Genomic DNA, 17,070 nt, shown 5'->3' on the forward strand with positions numbered 1-17,070 from the left:
GCCCACTTGGCGTGCCACTCCGTTCCGTCGTGCGTTCCGTGCTGCGTGCGTTCCGTGCTGGTGCGTCGCGTGCGTTCCGTGCTCCGTGCGGGGAGAGGTCCGACCCTACCGACCGCCCCGGGCCCCGAAACAGACCCCGCGTACCGCATGTCACGCCCGCCTCTGGGTACCCCGGGCGGCGGGAGAGCCGGACGGGAGTGGGCTGGACGGAGGTGTGGGCCATGACGACGGCATCGCGGACCGTCCGTATCGACGCCGGTGACGCGCCCCTGGTCGGCGACCTGGTGCTCCCGGCGGACGCGCGGGCCGTGGTGGCCTTCGCCCACGGCAGCGGCAGCTCGCGGCACAGCCCCCGCAACCGGGCGGTCGCGGAGGCGCTCCGGGAGGCGCGGCTCGGCACCCTGCTCCTCGACCTGCTCACCCAGCAGGAGGAGCGTGTCGACATGGTCACCGCGGAGCTGCGCTTCGACATCGCGCTGCTGGGGCGGCGGATGACGGCGACGGTGGACTGGCTGGGTACCGAGCCGGACACGGCGGGGCTGCCGGTGGGGCTGTTCGGCGCGAGCACCGGGGCCGCGGCGGCTCTGGTGGCGGCCGCCGAGCGGCCGGACGGCGTCCGGGCCGTGGTGTCGCGGGGCGGGCGGCCGGATCTGGCGGGCGACGAGGTGCTGCCCGCCGTGCGCGCGCCGGTCCTGCTGGTGGTCGGCGGCGAGGACCACCAGGTGCTGCGGCTGAACGAGGAGGCCGCGGAGCGGCTGAGCGCCCCGTACCGCATCCATGTGGTGCCGGGTGCCACGCACCTCTTCGAGGAGCCGGGCGCCCTGGAGGAGGTCGCGGCGGCGGCGCGGGAGTGGTTCGGCCAGATGGCCGTGCCGGGCGGGACGGGAGGGCAGTGAGCGAGGGAGGTGAGGGAGCCGTGCTCCTGCGGAACCGCACCGAGGCCGGGCGCGAACTCGCCGCCCGGCTCGCCGGCCGGCAGCGCGAGGGCCGGCTGACGGATCCGGTGGTGCTGGCCCTGCCCCGCGGCGGGGTGCCGGTCGCCGTCGAGATCGCGACGGCGCTGGGCGCGCCGCTGGACGTGCTCGTCGTCCGCAAGATCGGCGCGCCGTTCAATCCGGAGCTGGGCGTCGGCGCGGTGGCCGGGGACGGGCCGCCGCTGTACGACCAGCGGACGCTGGCCATGCTGGACCTCACGGAGGACCGCCTCGGGCCGACGGTGGCGCGCGAACGGACCGAGCTCCACCGGCGCGAGGACCTCTACCGGGGCGGCCGGCCGCTGCCGGACGTACACGGCCGCACGGTCGTCCTGGTCGACGACGGCCTGGCCACCGGCGTCACCGCCCGCGCGGCGCTCAGGTCCGCGCGCGGCCTGGAGCCGGCCGAGCTGATCATGGCCGTGCCGGTGTGCTCGCGCGAGGCGGCGGAGCTGGTGGGCGCGGAGGCCGACGACCTGGTCTGGCTGCACCAGCCGCGGCCGTTCTCGTCGGTGGGCCAGTGGTACCTGGACTTCGACCAGGTGGGCGACGACGAGGTGATCCGCATCCTGAGCGCGGCGCGCGAGCCGCGCGGGGATGCGGCGGGCGACGGGTCGGCGGACGATGGGGGACGTGTTGAGTGACATGAGGAGAGGCGCGGAGGCGCCCGTGGACGCAGCCCGGCGGGCCCTGCTGTCGACCGGCACGCATCCGATGGAGCCGGCCGAGGTGTCGGCGTGCGTGGGCACGGACGCGGCGGGCTGGGCGCGGTTCGCCGCCCACTGGGACGACCTGGCGCCGGACCCGTACGCGGCCGAGAGCGGCACGGTGCGGATGCGCCGGTACGGCACCTTCGCCCTGACGCGCGACGGACGGCTGACCCCGCGGCCGCACGACGCGTTCGTCCAGCCGGAGGCCAGCAATCCGATGTACGTCGGCGTCGACCGGCACTTCGAGCCGCTGACCGACGCGTTCACCGCCGACCCCCTGCTGGCGTCCCTGATCCGGCTGCTCGGGCGGGTCGCGAGCTGTCTGGAGGACCGGGACGAGTGGCAGGTGAAGGTGCACCCCTTCCGGGTGTTCGCCTCCGCCGGGCAGGACGGGCAGCCCACCCCGGAGGGACGGCACCGCGACGGCGTCACGCTCGTCACCTCGCTGCTGATCGGCCGCGAGAACGCCTCGGGCGGCGCCAGCTCGGTGTACGGCGCCGACGGCGAGCACCTCCTGACGACGACGCTCGACGAGCCGGGCAGCCTGCTGCTGGGCGACGACCGGCGCACCCTCCACGAGGTGTCCCCGATCCGCCCGCTCGCCCCGGAGCGGCCCGCCCGCCGCGACGTCCTGGTGACGACGCTGCTCCCACCCGGCTGAGACCCCGCCTCACACGCCGTCCTCCGGGCACGTGTCGCGGACCAGCCCCTCCACCACCGCGCCCAGGCGCGGCTCGGCGGCCAGGCGGGCCCGCTGGCGCTCGGCGCCGGACCCGCGCAGCTCCAGCCGCCGCAGGAAGGCCGCGACCTCGCCCTCGTCCCCGTACGCGCGCAGGGCGGGGCCCACGTGCTCGACCAGGCGCCGCGCCTGGACCGGCGTGGGCAGCACGCGCCCGGTCGGCGCGTCGACGCCGTGGCCGGACCAGCCGTCCCGCGCGGCGCGCCAGTACGCCGCGCGCAGCAACTCGGCGCCGGTGCGGGGCCCTGGGTCGCCGGCCGCCACGCGCCGGGCGGCCGTCGCGACGAGCGCCCTGATCAGCACCGTGAGCGCCACCGTGTCGTCCACGTCCGACAGGACGTCCATGGTGCGGACCTCGACCGTCGGCAGGCGCGGGTTGGGCCGTACGTCCCAGAACGGCATGCCGGGCTCCAGCATCGCCTCACTGGCCGCCATGGCGGCGGCGATCCGCTCGTGATCGGCGAGCGACTCGGCGTACGGCGGCGGGCCGAGGCACGGGAAGCGGCCCCGGATCACGGAGCGCCAGCTGGCGTAGCCGGTGTCCCGGCCCTGGTGGAAGGGCGAGTTGGCGCTCATCGCGACGAGCAGCGGCAGCCAGGGCCGCAGGTGGTTGCCGACGAGGACGGCCGTCTCGCGGTCGGGCAGGTGGACGTGGGCGTGGAAGGCGCAGACGGCGAAGTCGTCGTGCATCGCGCGGTACTGCCGTGCCCCCGCCCCGTAGCGCGGATGGCCGGCGATGTCGGCGCGCCCGCCGTCGCCGCCGAGGACCGGCGTGCCGGAGGCGCACAGGCGCAGGCCCTCGGCACGCGCGGCGGCGGCCAGGCCGGCGCGGACGGCGAGCAGCTGGGCGCGCAGCTCGTCCACGCGGGAGCAGGGCGCGGTCTTCCCCTCGACCTGGTACTCCGTGAACTCCCCCGAGACGCTCTCCGCGAGCGGGGGTGGGACGCGCGCGACCACGCGCGTACCGGCCGCAGTCGCGCTGTGGTCGGCCGGGTCGACGAGGAAGAACTCCTCCTCCACCCCGACCGTGGGCGGCTCGCCGAAATCCGGGCTGTTCACGGATTCAGCATCGCGCCCTTCGGCGGCGTTGTCGCCCGAGGTGGCCGCATCCGACCTCGGGCCGGAGAACCCTCACCGGGGTGGCCGGCCGCCCGCAACGGACAACCGGTGCCCACGCGCGCGGAGAGTTCGGCCCGCAGGGTGGCGAGTTCGGCCATCCGCGCGTCGACGATCTCGATCTTCTCCTCGAAGAGCGCGGACAGCGCCTCCGCGGCGTCCGGCGCCGCGCGCAGCTCCTCGCTGGTCCTCGCGATCTCCGCCAGCGAGAATCCGAGGGTCTGTGCGGTGCGGACGTAGTGCAGCCAGGCCACCGCCTCGGGCGGGAAGTCGCGATAGCCGTTGGCCAGGCGCCGGCCCTCGATGAGGCCGACCTTCTCGTAGAACCGGATCGTGTCCCTGGTCATCCCCGTCTGCGCGGCCAGCTCCCCGATGCGCATGCCCCTGCTCCCCCTTCGGACGACGAACTTGACCTTGGACCGTACTCCACTGTTTAGCGTGAGGCGTCCCTGACACCAGAGCAGCAGGAGTCCCGTCATGAGTCGTCTCGTCGACCCCGCAGGTCCCACCTATCTTCGTGTCGTACGCGCGAGTGCCTGGTACGACCTCGTCGTCACCGCCGGATTCGCCACACCGTGGACGTACACGCTGGTGCACGACGCCCTCTCCTCGCTGGGCGGCGCACTGGGCCTGGGCCTGCTGCCCGCACTCGACCCGTGGCAGACCCTGTACGCGAACCTGATGGGTTCGGTCGTGCTCGTCTGGGCCCTTCTGCGCCTCTTCCGGTCGCTGCCGGTGCACGGACTGTTCGACGGCGTCGCGCGCGTCCTGTTCTCCGCATGGATGGCGTACGCGCTCGCCCACGGGGCCTCGCGGGTCTTGTGGCTGTTCCTCACCGTCGAGGTGGCCTGGGGAATCGTCCAGCTCGTCCCGTGGCGACGGAATGCCGCCTTCCCTGTAACCGCTCGGTGACGGCCCCTCGGGAGCGGCCGCGCAGGGGCTACCGCGCGTGCCCGCCGACCCCGGCTTCCAGGCGGTCCAGGAGCTCCGTGCGGTGCAGGTCCGCTATCGGCGCGAGCAGGTCGGGGTGGCGCAGCAGCGCGGCGGCGCGCCGGTCGTGTTCGTCGGGCGTGACCAGGCGGCGGAAGTCGACGGGCGCCCCCGTCAGGCGGCCGCAGGCGGCCAGCGCGTCCATGGCGGTCGCGGCCAGCCCCGGGGTGCTGAGCAGGACCGCCGCCCAACTGGCGACGACCTCGTCGACCCAGGTGCGCCAGGCGTAGGTGTCGGCGTCGGCGTCGTCCGCACCGGTGACCCAGTCGAGCCGGGCCGAGCCGCCCGGCCCGGCGATGGCGACGAGTGCCGCGTCCAGGTCGGTGGGGTAGCGCAGCCACGCCGCGACGGTCACGGCCTGCCGCGCCTGTACGCCGGCGAGGGCGGACTCCAGCGCGCCGCCGCCCGACGGGTAGGCGCGGGTCAGCCACTGCGCGGTCGCCGTAATGAGCGGGGTGAGGTGGTCTGCGGTCACGCCGGAACGCTATCGCCGCCATTCGCGGCGACAAATGGCGTGGCTCACGGGAAGTGCGTGGCCTGAACCACATCATGGGCATCCGGATTCCCGCACACCGCGCAGAGGAGTGAGGTCATGGGACACGGCGGAGACGTGATCGCGGAGCTGACCAGCGACCACGAGGAGGTGGAGGAACTGTTCAGCACCATCGAGGAACTGCCGTCCGGTGACGAACAGCGGAAGCAGTACGCGGACCAGGTCACCATGGAACTGGTCCGGCACTCGGTGGCCGAGGAGGAGTACCTCTACCCGGCGGTGCGCGAGCACATCGACGGGGGTGACGCCCTCGCCGACAAGGAGCTCCGCGACCACGCCGCCGCCGAGCAGACCATGAAGGACCTGGAGGGCTGCGCGGCGGACGACCCCCGCTTCGACATGCTCATGAACAAGCTCATGACGGAGATCCGGGCGCACGTGGTGGACGAGGAGAACAACCTCTTCCCGCGGCTGCGGGATGCCTGCACCCCCGAGATGCTGAACGAGCTGGGCGACAAGGTCCGCCAGGCGAAGAAGACCGCCCCGACGCGCCCGCACCCCTCGGCCCCGGACAAGCCTCCGGCCAACAAGCTCCTCGCCCCGGGCGCCGGGATGGTGGACCGCCTCCGCGACATGATGTCCGGCCGCGGCAAGAGCTGAGCCCCGACCGCTCGCGCCCTGGGCCGCCCGGTGGACCTCCGGGCGGCCCTAGGTCTGGGCCTGTCGTCAGTCGCCGTGCCCGAGCTGGAGGTCCCGTTCGGTGCGCCCGCCGCCCGCCACCTGGAGCACCGTCGCCACGGGCGGGTAGCCGGACGCGATGACCGTGTACGCGCCGGACGACAGGTCCGCGAAGCGGAAGACGCCGTCGGGGCCCGTGGTGAGCGTGTCGACCACGTTGCCCGCGGCGTCGAGCAGCGTCACGCGCGCGTCCTCCACGATGCGGCCGCCGGTGGTCCGTACGGTTCCGCGCAGCATCGCGCCGCCGGCCAGCTCGATGATCTGCCGGGTCTCGCGGGAGGCGTGCACGCTCACCGGCAGGGCGACGGGCCGGAAGTCCGGGGCGCCGGCGGCCAGGGTGTACTCCCCCGCCACCAACGCGGCCATCACATAGCCGCCGTCGCGGCCGCTGCGCGTGGCGGCGACGACCTCGCCGCGTACGTCGGTCAGGGTGACGGCGGCGTCCCGTACGGGCGTGCCGTCGGCGGTGACCACGGTTCCGGTGAGGCGCCCGGCGCCGCCGAGGGCGATGTCGAGCTCGACGGGCCGGTCGCCCGCGGTGACGGTGACGCTGACGGCCTGCGGCTGGTGTCCGGGGGCGGCCGCGATCAGCACGTACGCGCCGGGCCCCGGCACGCTGAGCGCGTACCGGCCGTCGTCGCCGCTCGCCCCGCGCCCGATCTGCCGCCCCTGCCCGTCGACGAGCGTGAGGGCGGCGCGCGGCACACAGCTGCCGTCGTGGTGCTGGACGGCGCCGCAGACGGGCACGCCGGAGCCGTACGGCGAGGACGGCCACACGGCTCCGTCGGAAGCGGATGCGGGGCCGATGTCGGGAGCGGCGGTGCGGGCCGCGGGAACGGAGGCCGTCGACGCGGTGGGGGCGTTCTGGGACACCAGCGGTTTCTCCTTGAGGAAGCAGGCGAGCAACAGGCCCAGCACGAGTACGGGCACCAGGACGACGACGAAGAACCGCGGCGTCACACCGCCGTGTCCCTGGACGCCTCCGTCGCCGGCGAGGGTGGAGACGGCGGCGGCGCCCAGGCAGCCGCCGAGCAGCCGCACCTGGAAGTGCGCGGCCGTGGCGGCGCCGAGGTCGGCGCGGGGCGCGGCCTGCTGGACGGCGGCGACGAGCGCGGGCAGCGCCAGACCGACGCCGGTGCCGAGCACGGCCTGCCAGACGCTGTGGTCGAGGACCGGAGTGCCGGGTTCGAGGCGGGAGAGCAGCCCCGTGCCGACGGCGGCGACGGCGCAGCCGAACACCGGGTGGATCCGGTGGTGCCCGGTGCGGGCGATGAGCTGTCCGGAGACCAGCGAGCCCAGCACGATGCCGCCCGCGAGCGGGACGAGCGGCGGCAGCGCGCCCCGCGGCCCGAGGAGCTCCGGCAGCCAGGCGGCGGCCGCGTACAGCGCCGTGCCGGTCAGCGCGCCCACGAGTCCGCTGACGAGGAGGGGGCGTGCGAGCCCGAGCGGCACGAGCGGTTCGGCGGCGTAGTGCTCGGCGGCGAAGGAGAGCAACAGCGTTCCGGCGGCGCCGCAGGCGAGGCCGAGGATGACGCGGGAGTCCCAGGCGTACCGCGTACCGCCCCAGGTGGCCAGCAGCACCAGGCAGGTGGAGGCGGTGCCCAGCAGCAGCGCGCCGAGGACGTCGAAGCGGCGGCGCTCGTCCGCGTACGACGGCCGGAGCGGCCGGAGCGGCCTCAGCCCGGCGCCGACGACGATCAGCACCAGCAGGCCGAGGGGGGCGTTGGCGTAGAAGATCCAGCGCCAGGAGACCCGCACGGCCTCCCCGACCGCCGGCCCGGCCACGGCGGCGGCCCCGAGCGCCGCGCCGAGCACGCCCAGGAAGCGGGCGCGGGCCGGGGCGGGAACGAGGTCGGCGGTGATCGCGTGCGCGCCGGCCAGCAACCCGGCGGCGCCGACGCCCTGCAGGGCGCGGCAGGCGATGAGCTGGTCCATGGTGCGGGACCAGCCGGCCAGCGCGGACGCGGCCACGAAGAGGACGAGGGCCGCCTGGAAGACGCCCTTGCGGCCGCGCAGGTCCCCGAGCCTGCCGTGGACGGGCAGGGTCACGGCGACGGCCAGCACGGGGGCGACGACCACCCACACCGACCGCGCGCCGCCGCCGAGTTCGTCGACGATGCGCGGCAGGAAGGGGACGACGGCCGTCTGCTGGAGCGCCGCGAGGAGCAGCGCGAGGACGAGCGCGGCGAAGACGAGGCGGACGTGCCGCTGCGCGGGGGCGTGGGCGTCGGCCGGGTGGTCCGGATGGGGTGGCGGCGCGTCCTCGGGAGCGGCCGCCTGCTCGTCATCGGTCAGCGTGATCCCACCCACGAACCTGCTCCCCTCCGTCGCGTCCGCTCCGGCGTCCGCTCGGACGCCTACGCGGCGCCATTCTTCGCATTGCGCGCTCAGCGGGAGCAAGCCGCCCAATTGGGGTGACGGCGGGCGTGGAAGAGGGGGCGGCCCCCGGCCATCAGGGGCTTTGCCGCGCTCCCCGGCGTACGCAACGCCGAGGAGCGGACGGCAAGATCACCCGAATCGGTGACCTCGATCAGCGATCTCTGCCGGAGGCTCTACTTCTCGACCTCGGAGGCCAGCTTGGCGAGCACCTCGTCGTAGATGCGGCCCAGGCCCTTGGGGGCGAAGGTGCGCTCGAAGAAGCCGCCGACGCCGCCGGCGCCGTTCCAGACGGTGGTGACGACGACCCGGGAGCGGCCCTCGCCGGCCGGGGTGACGGTCCAGGTGGTGACCATGGAGGAGTTGCGGTCCTTCTCCACCAGACGGCCGTCGCTGGGCTCGGTAACCTCCAGCAGGCAGTCGCGGACGCGCTTGCTGGTGGCCTGGAGCTTCCAGTGGACGAGGGTGCCCTCGCCGTCGCCACCCTCGCGCACCTGGTACTCGCTGAAGTGCTGGGGCAGCAGCTTCGCGCGGGTGTCCTTGTAGTCGGCCAGCGCGTCGAACACCGTCTCCGCGTCCGCCGCGATGACCCGCTCCGTCGTGGCCTCGACCTGCGCCATGCCTTGTCCTCCAGCACTCGTTCCATAAGGGGGGACCCAGCCAACCACTTGGACCGGACACGCCCAAATCGAGGGGCCCCTCAGGCCCGGCAAGCGACCGGGGCAAGCGATCATGGGAACAGTTGTTCTATTCTCTGGCCCATGCGCTGGGACCATCTGAGCGACCGCTCCGCCGACGCCGTGCTGTTCGGTACGGACGCCGTGACCACCCGTACCTTCGACACGCCCGAGTTCCGGGGCATCACGTTCCACGAGGTGCGGGCCCGTTCGATCGTGAACCGGGTGCCCGGCGCCTCGCGCATGCCGTTCGAATGGACGGTCAACCCGTACCGGGGCTGCACCCACGCCTGCGTGTACTGCTTCGCGCGCAAGACGCACAGCTACCTCGACCTCGACACGGGACTCGGCTTCGACTCGCAGATCGTGGTGAAGATCAACGCCCCCGACCTGCTGCGCCGTCAGCTCGCCGCCCCGAGCTGGCGGGGCGCGCACATCGCGATGGGCACGAACGTCGATTGTTACCAGCGCGCGGAAGGCAGATACCGGCTCATGCCGGGCATCATCGCCGCCCTGCGCGACCGGGCGAACCCGTTCTCGATCCTCACCAAGGGCACCCTGCTCCTGCGCGACCTGGAGCTCATCCTCCAGGCCGCCGAAGTCACCGACGTCTCCATCTCGGTCTCGGTCGGCTTCACCGACCACGAGCTGTGGCGCACCGTCGAGCCGGGCACGCCCGCGCCCGAACGCCGCCTCGACGTCGTACGGACCCTCACGGACCACGGCATCGAGTGCGGGGTGCTGATGGCCCCGGTCATCCCGTTCCTCGGCGACCACCCCGACCAGCTGCGCGCCACCGTCCGCGCGATCGCCGCCTCCGGGGCGGTCTCCGTGACCCCACTCGCCCTGCACCTGCGGCCCGGCGCACGCGAGTGGTACATGTCCTGGCTGCACCGCCACCACCCGCACCTGGTGGGCCGGTACGCGCGGCTGTACGCGGACGGGGCCTACGCCCCGAAGTGGTACCAGCGCCGGATCACCCGTCAGGTGCACGAGTTCGCCGACGAGTTCGGCATCGGGCCTGGCCGCCGCCGGGGTGAGGTACCCCCTGTCCCGGTCGCGGAGGAGCCCACCCAACTCACCCTGTTGTGAACCGACTGCTGATCAGATCCTCTGATCGGGTCAAGTCTGACCGGAAGCCGACTTCCGGGCCGGAATGCGGGGACGATCCGCCGAGGGACCGTTCCGTCCGGCTCGGGAGGCCATATGCAGAAACGCGCCGCAGTGCTGATCGCCGCCGGGGCGGTGATGGCGAGCGCCGTCACCGCCGTCCCCTCCACGGCGGAGCCCAGAACCCCCGAGCCGAGAGCCGCGGCCCCCAGCTGGAAGGCGTGTGCCACCAAGCAGTACCCCAAGCTCCAGTGCGCGACGGTCCGGGCACCGCTGGACCACGACGACCCGGGCGGCGAGCAGATCACGCTGGCGCTGTCGCGGATCCCGCACACCGCGAAGACCTCGCAGGGCCCGCTGCTCGTCAACCCGGGCGGCCCGGGCGCGAGCGGGCTCACCATGGCCGGGTTCGTCGCGGCGTCGCTGCCCGCCGAGGTCGCCGCGCAGTACGACGTCATCGGCTTCGACCCGCGTGGCGTGGGCGCGAGCAAGCCGGCGCTCGACTGCAAGCCGGGCTACTTCGCACCCGTACGCCCCGACTCCCTGCCCCGCGACTTGGACACCGAGCGCACCAACCTCGCCAGGGCCGCGTCCTTCGCGCGGGCGTGCGACGACAAGTACGGCTCGCTGCTGCGCCACATGGGCACGGTCAGCGCGGCGAAGGACCTGGACGTGATCCGGCGGGCCCTCGGCGCGGAGAAGATCAACTACTTCGGTTACTCCTACGGCACGTACCTCGGCGCCGTCTACGCCAAGCTCTTCCCGCAGCGGGTGCGGCGGGCCGTGCTGGACTCCGTCGTCGACCCGCAGGCGGTGTGGTACGACGCCAACCTCGGGCAGGACCTCGCCTTCGACGCCCGCCACAAGGCGTTCCTGGCCTGGGTCGCGCGGCACGACGCGACGTACCGCCTGGGCACCGACCCGGCGAAGGTCGAGGCGCGCTGGTACGCGATGCGCGCCGCGCTGGCGAAGGCCCCGGCGGCGGGGAAGGTGGGCCCGGCCGAGCTGGAGGACACCTACCTGCCGGGCGGCTACTACAACGGCTTCTGGCCGACGCTCGCCGAGGCGTTCTCCGCGTACGCCAACGAGAAGGACACCGCGCCCCTCGTGTCGGCCTTCGAGTCGCTGGCGGCGTCCGACCCCACGGACGACAACGGCTACTCGGTCTACACGGCGGTGCAGTGCCGGGATGCCGCCTGGCCCCGCGACTGGGGCGTGTGGCACCGCGACAACTGGGCCGTCCACGCCAAGGCGCCCTTCTCCACCTGGAACAACGCCTGGTACAACGCGCCGTGCGCCTTCTGGCCCGTCGGGTCCGAGACCCCGCCGGAGGTCGCGAACGACGCGCTGCCCCCGGTACTGCTCTTCCAGGCGACGGAGGACGCCGCCACGCCGTACGCCGGCGGCGTCAGCGTCCGCCGCGCCCTGCGAGGCTCCAGCCTGGTCGTCGAACAGGGCGGCGGCAACCACGCGATCACCCTGGCCGGCAACGCCTGCCTCGACGGCCACTTGGCGCGCTACCTGGAAACCGGCGAGGTCCCCCGCGCCACGGCCACCGGCACCGGCGCGGCCGCCGACGCAGACGCGGTCTGCGCGGCGACACCGGAGCCGAGCCCCCGGACGGCCCGCGCGGCCGCCCCGCTCCCCCACCCGGCCCACCGCGTCTGACCGGGCCTGATCGACACGACACCCCCTACGGCCCCGGCCGCCCCAGGCGCGTGAGCGCCTCCGTGGCGGCCGGGGCCAGGCGCGGGCGGAGGCGGGCCGCTTCGAGGACCGGCCGGGCGCGGGCGTCGCCCAGGGCGCCCAGGCCCTCCGCGCAGGCGACCGCCACCCGCCAGTACGGGTCGGCCGGGTCGGCGAGGCGCCGCTCCAGGACCGTGACCAGCGCCGGTACGGACTCGGGCGCCCGCAGCCGGGCCAACAGCCGTACCGGCGTGAGCGCGTAGGCGACGCGCAGCTCGTTGGTGGCGAGCGCGGCGGCGGCCCGCGCCGTCCGCGGGTCGCCCAGCCGCGCCAGCGCGTATGCGGCGGAGACGCAGCGCTCCGGGTCCCGGTGGTTCAGCAGCAGCACGAGCGCCTCGAAGGCGCGCCGGTCACCGGCGAGCCCCAGCCGGAACGCCGCGAGCTCGCGCGCCCACAGCGGCTGGCCACCCCGCGTGAGCACCGCCGCGAGCTCCTCCGGGTCGTCGACGGCGACGAGCCGTTCGTACGCGTCCGACGCGCCCGACCCCTCCGCCTCGTCCCGCAACCGGTACACGAGCGAGCGGAATTCCTCATCCACGGCCGTCATGGCCGTCAGCGTAGCGAGCGTCACATTGACCGGGGAGTTCCCAGGACTGGCGCGCTCGTTACCCGCCGGTTAATCTCAAGTGAGCGGGACACACCCGCGAACGCACTCACGGCGGCCTGGTGACGCAGCCGCCGCGAGCGCCGTGTCCGTCGGTTCGGCACACCTGGCACCTCTGTACGACGTGGCTCCGGGACAGGGTCCGTCGCTTCTTCACCGCGACCCGCGCGCGACGCGCGGCAGCGCGAACGCACCCGCATGTGCACTCGCGCTCACGCCGAGAACGCACGCGCTCCGCGAGGCACCGCACCGCACGCATCGCCGCCGTGCGCGCCCGCGCCCCTCATTCAGTCGTCACTCATCCCTGGAGTCCCGTGATGGACACCCCTCTCTCCACCATCGCCGTCGTCGGTCTGGGCACGATGGGCTCCGGCATCGCCGAGGTTCTCGTCCGGGCGGGCCGTGAGGTCGTCGGCATCGACGTCAGCGAGGCCGCCGCCCGCCGCGCCGTCGGCTGCCTGGAGGCCGCCACCGCCCGCTCCGTGGCCCGTGAGCGGATCACCGAGGAGGAGCGGCGCGACATCCTCGCCCGCTTCCGCACCTTCTCCGATCTCCGGGCCGCCGCCGACGCCGACCTCGTGATCGAGGTCGTGCCCGAGTCGTACGAGCTCAAGCAGCAGGTCTTCCGGGAGCTGGACGGCATCGTCCGCCCGGACGCGATCCTCGCCACCGGCACCAACGCCCTGTCGGTCACGCGGCTCGCCGCCGACTCCGCGCACCCCGAGCGCGTGCTGGGCCTGCACTTCTTCAACCCGGCCCCGGCGATGAAGCTGGTCGAGGTGGTGTCCTCGGTGCTGACCGCCCCGCAGGCCGTCGCCGCCGTCACGGACCTCGCCCACCAGCTGGGCAAGGAGCCGGTCGCCGTCGGCGACCGGCCCGGCTTCGTCGCCGACGGCCTCCTCTTCGGCTACCTGAACCAGGCCGCGGCGATGTACGAGTCGAAGTACGCCTCCCGCGAGGACATCGACGCCGCGATGCGGCTGGGCTGCGGCCTGCCGATGGGCCCGCTCGCCCTGCTCGACCTGATCGGCATCGACACGGCCCGTACGGTCCTGGACGCGATGTACGCCGAGTCGGGCGACCGCCTGCACGCCCCCGCGCCGGTCCTCCGGCACCTGAGCGAGGCGGGCCTGACGGGCCGTAAGGCGGGCCGGGGCTTCTACACGTACGAGGAGCCGGGCAGCGGCGTCGTGGTGCGCGACGCGCTCACGCCCTCGGAGACGGCCGCCACGGGCGAGGTCCGCGAGGTCCGCTCCGTCGGCGTCGCGGGCTCCGGCACCATGGCGAGCGGCATCGCGGAGGTCTTCGCGAAGGCCGGGTACGCCGTGGTCCTGGCCGCCCGCTCGCTCGAGAAGGCCGAGACGGCCAAGGGGCGGATAGCGAAGTCGCTCGCGCGCTCCGTCGAGAAGGGCCGGCTGACCGCCGAGGCGGCCGACGAGGCGCTCGCCCGCGTGACCCCCGCCGGCTCCCTGGACGCCTTCGCCGACGTCGACCTCGCCGTGGAGGCGGTGGCCGAGGACCTGGAGGTCAAGCGGCAGCTGTTCGCCACGCTCGACAAGGTCTGCAAGCCGGGCGCGGTGCTCGCCACCACCACCTCCTCCCTGCCCGTGGTCGCCTGCGCGCGCGCCACCTCGCGCCCGCAGGACGTGATCGGGATGCACTTCTTCAACCCGGCGCCCGCGATGAAGCTGGTGGAGGTCGTCCGTACGGTCCTGACCGCCGACGACGTCCACGCCACCGTCCGCGAGGTGACCGCGAAGATCCGCAAGCACCCGGTGGACTGCGGTGACCGGGCCGGTTTCATCGTGAACGCGCTGCTCTTCCCGTACCTGAACAACGCGATCAAGATGGTCGAGAACCACTACGCCTCGCTCGACGACATCGACGCCGCGATGCGGCTGGGCGGCGGCTACCCGATGGGGCCCTTCGAGCTGCTGGACGTGGTGGGCCTGGACGTCTCGCTCGCCATCGAGCGGGTGCTGCACCGCGAGTTCCGCGACCCCGGCCTGGCGCCGGCCCCCCTCCTGGAGCACCTGGTGGCGGCCGGCTGCCTGGGCCGGAAGACGGGGCGCGGTTTCCGCGAATATGCCCGGCGCTGAGCCGTACGGGGAGTGGGGCGGGCTGCTCGGCGGGGCGGCCGAGCGGTCGGGCAGCCCGGCCCCACAGGCGCGGTCTCCTGCACCGATGCAGTACGTTCAGGTCATGTCCCAGCCCGCTGATGCCGCCCGCCGACCCCCTCGTGCCGCCTCCTCGTCCGACGCCCCGGAGAGTGCCGCGGGCAGCCGCGCCGCCGCGCAGCGGCTCAAGATGCGCCGCGAGCTCGCGGCCGCGGCCATGGAACTGTTCGCGACCAAGGGGTACGAGGCGACGACGGTCGACGAGATCGCCGCCGCGGCGGGGGTCGCCCGCCGGACCTTCTTCCGCCACTTCCGTTCCAAGGAAGAGGCGATCTTCCCCGACCACGACGACACCCTGGTGCGCGCGGAGGCGGTGCTGAACGCCGCCCCGGCGCACGAGCACCCGTTGGACACGGTCTGCCGGGGCATCAAGGAAGTCATGAAGATGTACGCGGCGTCCCCCTCGGTCTCGGTCGCGCGCTACCGCCTCACCCGCGAGGTGCCCACCCTGCGGGAGCGTGAGATCGCCTCGGTGGCCCGTTACGAACGGCTGTTCACGCGTTATCTGCTGGGCCATTTCGACGAACGCGACCACCACGACGGCAACGACGACCCGCTGCTGGCGGAGGTGGCCGCGTCGGCGGTGGTCACGGCGCACAACCACGTACTGCGCCGCTGGCTGCGGGCCGGCGGGCAGGGTGACGTGGAGGCGCAGCTGGACCACGCCTTCGCGATCGTCCGGGAGACCTTCGGCACCGGCATAGGCGCCGGCCGCTCCGGCGCGGGAAGCGCCCCGGCGCCGACACCCGCCGCGACGGCGAGCACCACCGGCGACGTGCTGGTGACGGTGGCCCGCACGGACGCGCCGCTGGAGGAGATCATGCGCAGCATCGAGCGCACCCTGAAGGAACACGGCTAGCCGCTCTCCTTCCCCACGCCCGCCGGGCTCGACGTCACCGTCGAGCCCGGCGGGCGTTTGGCGTGCCGGAAAATCCCCTCCCGATCGATCATCGCTCATCTGTGACCGGCAGATGACATCTGAGAGAAATTGTTGGCACTCAGTGTCTTGCGGCCTGGCACGCGGTGTCATACGTTGATGGTGTCCGGGCGGCCGGCGTGCAGAGAACTTCTCGTACGCCGGCTGTCCCCGCACAACATCGTTGTCGCGCGCCCGGACGCCTGCGTCACAGGCACTCTTCGCGCACCACCCAGCGCTGCCAAGCCGAGCACCACCCGCCGAACCGACGGCACACACCTCCCAGAGCAGCACTTCCCCGACGTTCAACCCAGCGTCTTCCCCTCAAGACGCTTCTTCGCCGGAGGCAACACCGTGAAGGAAATCCTGGACGCGATCCAGTCGCCGGACACCACCGCCGCCGACTTCGCCGCACTGCCGCTCCCCGAGTCGTACCGCGCGGTGACCGTGCACAAGGACGAGACCGAGATGTTCGCCGGTCTCACCACGCGCGAGAAGGACCCGCGCAAGTCGCTGCACCTCGACGACGTTCCGCTGCCCGAACTGGGCCCGGGCGAGGCCCTGGTGGCCGTCATGGCGTCCTCGGTCAACTACAACTCCGTGTGGACGTCGATCTTCGAGCCGGTCTCGACCTTCGCCTTCCTGGAGCGCTACGGAAAGGTCTCGCCGCTCGCCAAGCGCCACGACCTGCCGTACCACATCATCGGCTCCGACCTCGCGGGCGTCGTCCTGCGCACCGGCCCCGGCGTCAACGCCTGGAAGCCGGGCGACGAGGTGGTCGCGCACTGCCTGAGCGTGGAGCTGGAGAGCCCCGACGGCCACTCCGACACGATGATGGACCCCGAGCAGCGCATCTGGGGCTTCGAGACCAACTTCGGCGGCCTGGCGGAGATCGCCCTCGTCAAGTCCAACCAGCTGATGCCCAAGCCCGACCACCTCAGCTGGGAGGAGGCGGCGGCACCGGGCCTGGTGAACTCCACCGCGTACCGCCAGCTGGTCTCCCGCAACGGGGCCGGCATGAAGCAGGGCGACAACGTGCTCATCTGGGGCGCCAGCGGCGGCCTCGGCTCGTACGCCACCCAGTTCGCGCTGGCCGGCGGCGCCAACCCCATCTGCGTCGTCTCCAGCGACCAGAAGGCGGACATCTGCCGCTCCATGGGCGCCGAGGCGATCATCGACCGAAACGCCGAAGGCTACAAGTTCTGGAAGGACGAGCACACCCAGGACCCCAAGGAGTGGAAGCGCTTCGGCAAGCGCATCCGCGAGCTCACCGGCGGCGAGGACATCGACATCGTCTTCGAGCACCCCGGCCGCGAGACCTTCGGCGCCAGCGTCTACGTCACCCGCAAGGGCGGCACCATCACCACCTGCGCCTCCACCTCCGGCTACATGCACGAGTACGACAACCGCTACCTGTGGATGTCGCTGAAGCGGATCGTCGGCTCCCACTTCGCCAACTACCGCGAGGCGTGGGAGGCCAACCGCCTGATCGCCAAGGGCAAGATCCACCCCACCCTGTCGAAGGTGTACTCCCTGGAGGAGACGGGTCAGGCCGCGTACGACGTCCACCGCAACCTCCACCAGGGCAAGGTCGGCGTGCTGTGCCTCTCCCCCGAGGAGGGCCTGGGCGTGAAGAACCAGGAGATGCGGGACCAGCACATCGACGCCATCAACCGCTTCCGTAACGTCTGAGGTCTGAGGTTT

16 protein-coding genes are annotated in these 17,070 nt (G+C 73.4%); 10 read left to right on the plus strand and 6 right to left on the minus strand.

What is annotated here, in order from left to right:
* Window positions 1-221 precede the first annotated feature (221 nt).
* The 3 genes from AB0A69_RS06005 to AB0A69_RS06015 are packed head-to-tail and all read left to right on the plus strand — an operon-like array spanning window position 222 to window position 2,345.
* A complete protein-coding gene (locus AB0A69_RS06005; protein ID WP_361415812.1) occupies window positions 222-896 on the plus strand; it encodes a dienelactone hydrolase family protein in 675 nt (224 codons plus the stop codon).
* Between the two features lie 20 nt (window positions 897-916).
* Window positions 917-1,618: a phosphoribosyltransferase gene (locus tag AB0A69_RS06010; protein WP_361415813.1), complete on the plus strand. Its 702-nt coding sequence runs from the start codon at window positions 917-919 to the stop codon at window positions 1,616-1,618.
* Between the two features lie 25 nt (window positions 1,619-1,643).
* Window positions 1,644-2,345, plus strand: a complete 702-nt coding sequence (locus AB0A69_RS06015; RefSeq protein WP_361415815.1) for a 2OG-Fe dioxygenase family protein — start codon at window positions 1,644-1,646, stop codon at window positions 2,343-2,345.
* Between the two features lie 9 nt (window positions 2,346-2,354).
* Here the strand turns inward: AB0A69_RS06015 and AB0A69_RS06020 are convergent, their stop codons facing one another.
* Together AB0A69_RS06020 and AB0A69_RS06025 are read right to left on the minus strand one after the other, a co-directional pair.
* Entirely contained in the window at window positions 2,355-3,482 is a 1,128-nt protein-coding gene (locus AB0A69_RS06020; RefSeq protein ID WP_361415817.1) for a glutamate--cysteine ligase, read from the minus strand.
* Window positions 3,479-3,919 carry a MerR family transcriptional regulator gene (locus AB0A69_RS06025; RefSeq protein WP_361415819.1) on the minus strand — a complete coding sequence of 147 codons (441 nt, stop codon included), beginning with the start codon at window positions 3,917-3,919 and terminating at the stop codon, window positions 3,479-3,481. Before AB0A69_RS06025 ends, AB0A69_RS06020 begins: the two co-directional genes overlap by 4 nt.
* Window positions 3,920-4,016: 97 nt before the next feature.
* Between AB0A69_RS06025 and AB0A69_RS06030 the strand changes: the two genes are divergently transcribed.
* Window positions 4,017-4,451: a hypothetical protein gene (locus AB0A69_RS06030; RefSeq protein WP_361415821.1), complete on the plus strand. Its 435-nt coding sequence runs from the start codon at window positions 4,017-4,019 to the stop codon at window positions 4,449-4,451.
* 28 nt (window positions 4,452-4,479) lie between these two features.
* Here the strand turns inward: AB0A69_RS06030 and AB0A69_RS06035 are convergent, their stop codons facing one another.
* Window positions 4,480-5,004 (minus strand): hypothetical protein, encoded by a 525-nt coding sequence (locus tag AB0A69_RS06035; RefSeq protein ID WP_361415823.1) that lies wholly within the window; start codon window positions 5,002-5,004, stop codon window positions 4,480-4,482.
* Between the two features lie 117 nt (window positions 5,005-5,121).
* On the opposite strand from AB0A69_RS06035, the gene AB0A69_RS06040 reads away from it, so the two are divergent.
* Complete coding sequence (locus AB0A69_RS06040) at window positions 5,122-5,682, plus strand: hemerythrin domain-containing protein (protein ID WP_361415825.1); 561 nt, start codon at window positions 5,122-5,124, stop codon at window positions 5,680-5,682.
* A 66-nt stretch (window positions 5,683-5,748) separates the two neighbouring features.
* Here AB0A69_RS06040 and AB0A69_RS06045 read toward each other — a convergent pair whose 3' ends face one another.
* Together AB0A69_RS06045 and AB0A69_RS06050 are read right to left on the minus strand one after the other, a co-directional pair.
* The gene (locus AB0A69_RS06045; protein WP_361415827.1) at window positions 5,749-8,070 is read right to left on the minus strand and encodes an MFS transporter; all 2,322 of its coding nucleotides are present in this window, start codon (window positions 8,068-8,070) and stop codon (window positions 5,749-5,751) included.
* Window positions 8,071-8,312: 242 nt separating this feature from the next.
* Entirely contained in the window at window positions 8,313-8,756 is a 444-nt protein-coding gene (locus tag AB0A69_RS06050; protein WP_361415829.1) for an SRPBCC family protein, read from the minus strand.
* A 141-nt stretch (window positions 8,757-8,897) separates the two neighbouring features.
* On the opposite strand from AB0A69_RS06050, the gene AB0A69_RS06055 reads away from it, so the two are divergent.
* Together AB0A69_RS06055 and AB0A69_RS06060 are read left to right on the plus strand one after the other, a co-directional pair.
* Window positions 8,898-9,905 (plus strand): Rv2578c family radical SAM protein, encoded by a 1,008-nt coding sequence (locus AB0A69_RS06055; RefSeq protein WP_361415831.1) that lies wholly within the window; start codon window positions 8,898-8,900, stop codon window positions 9,903-9,905.
* 114 nt (window positions 9,906-10,019) lie between these two features.
* Entirely contained in the window at window positions 10,020-11,591 is a 1,572-nt protein-coding gene (locus AB0A69_RS06060; protein ID WP_361415833.1) for an alpha/beta hydrolase, read from the plus strand.
* Window positions 11,592-11,616: 25 nt separating this feature from the next.
* Here the strand turns inward: AB0A69_RS06060 and AB0A69_RS06065 are convergent, their stop codons facing one another.
* Window positions 11,617-12,207, minus strand: a complete 591-nt coding sequence (locus AB0A69_RS06065) for an adenylosuccinate lyase (protein ID WP_361416817.1) — start codon at window positions 12,205-12,207, stop codon at window positions 11,617-11,619.
* 383 nt (window positions 12,208-12,590) lie between these two features.
* Between AB0A69_RS06065 and AB0A69_RS06070 the strand changes: the two genes are divergently transcribed.
* The 3 genes from AB0A69_RS06070 (at window position 12,591) to ccrA (ending at window position 17,058) form a co-directional block, all read left to right on the plus strand.
* Complete coding sequence (locus AB0A69_RS06070) at window positions 12,591-14,372, plus strand: 3-hydroxybutyryl-CoA dehydrogenase (protein ID WP_361415835.1); 1,782 nt, start codon at window positions 12,591-12,593, stop codon at window positions 14,370-14,372.
* 103 nt (window positions 14,373-14,475) lie between these two features.
* The gene (locus AB0A69_RS06075) at window positions 14,476-15,309 is read left to right on the plus strand and encodes a TetR family transcriptional regulator (RefSeq protein ID WP_361415837.1); all 834 of its coding nucleotides are present in this window, start codon (window positions 14,476-14,478) and stop codon (window positions 15,307-15,309) included.
* 411 nt (window positions 15,310-15,720) lie between these two features.
* Window positions 15,721-17,058: a crotonyl-CoA carboxylase/reductase gene (ccrA, locus tag AB0A69_RS06080; protein WP_361415839.1), complete on the plus strand. Its 1,338-nt coding sequence runs from the start codon at window positions 15,721-15,723 to the stop codon at window positions 17,056-17,058.
* Window positions 17,059-17,070 lie beyond the last annotated feature (12 nt).

The organism is Streptomyces sp. NPDC045431, assembly GCF_040646655.1.
In the GTDB taxonomy this organism is placed as follows: Bacteria; Actinomycetota; Actinomycetes; order Streptomycetales; family Streptomycetaceae; genus Streptomyces.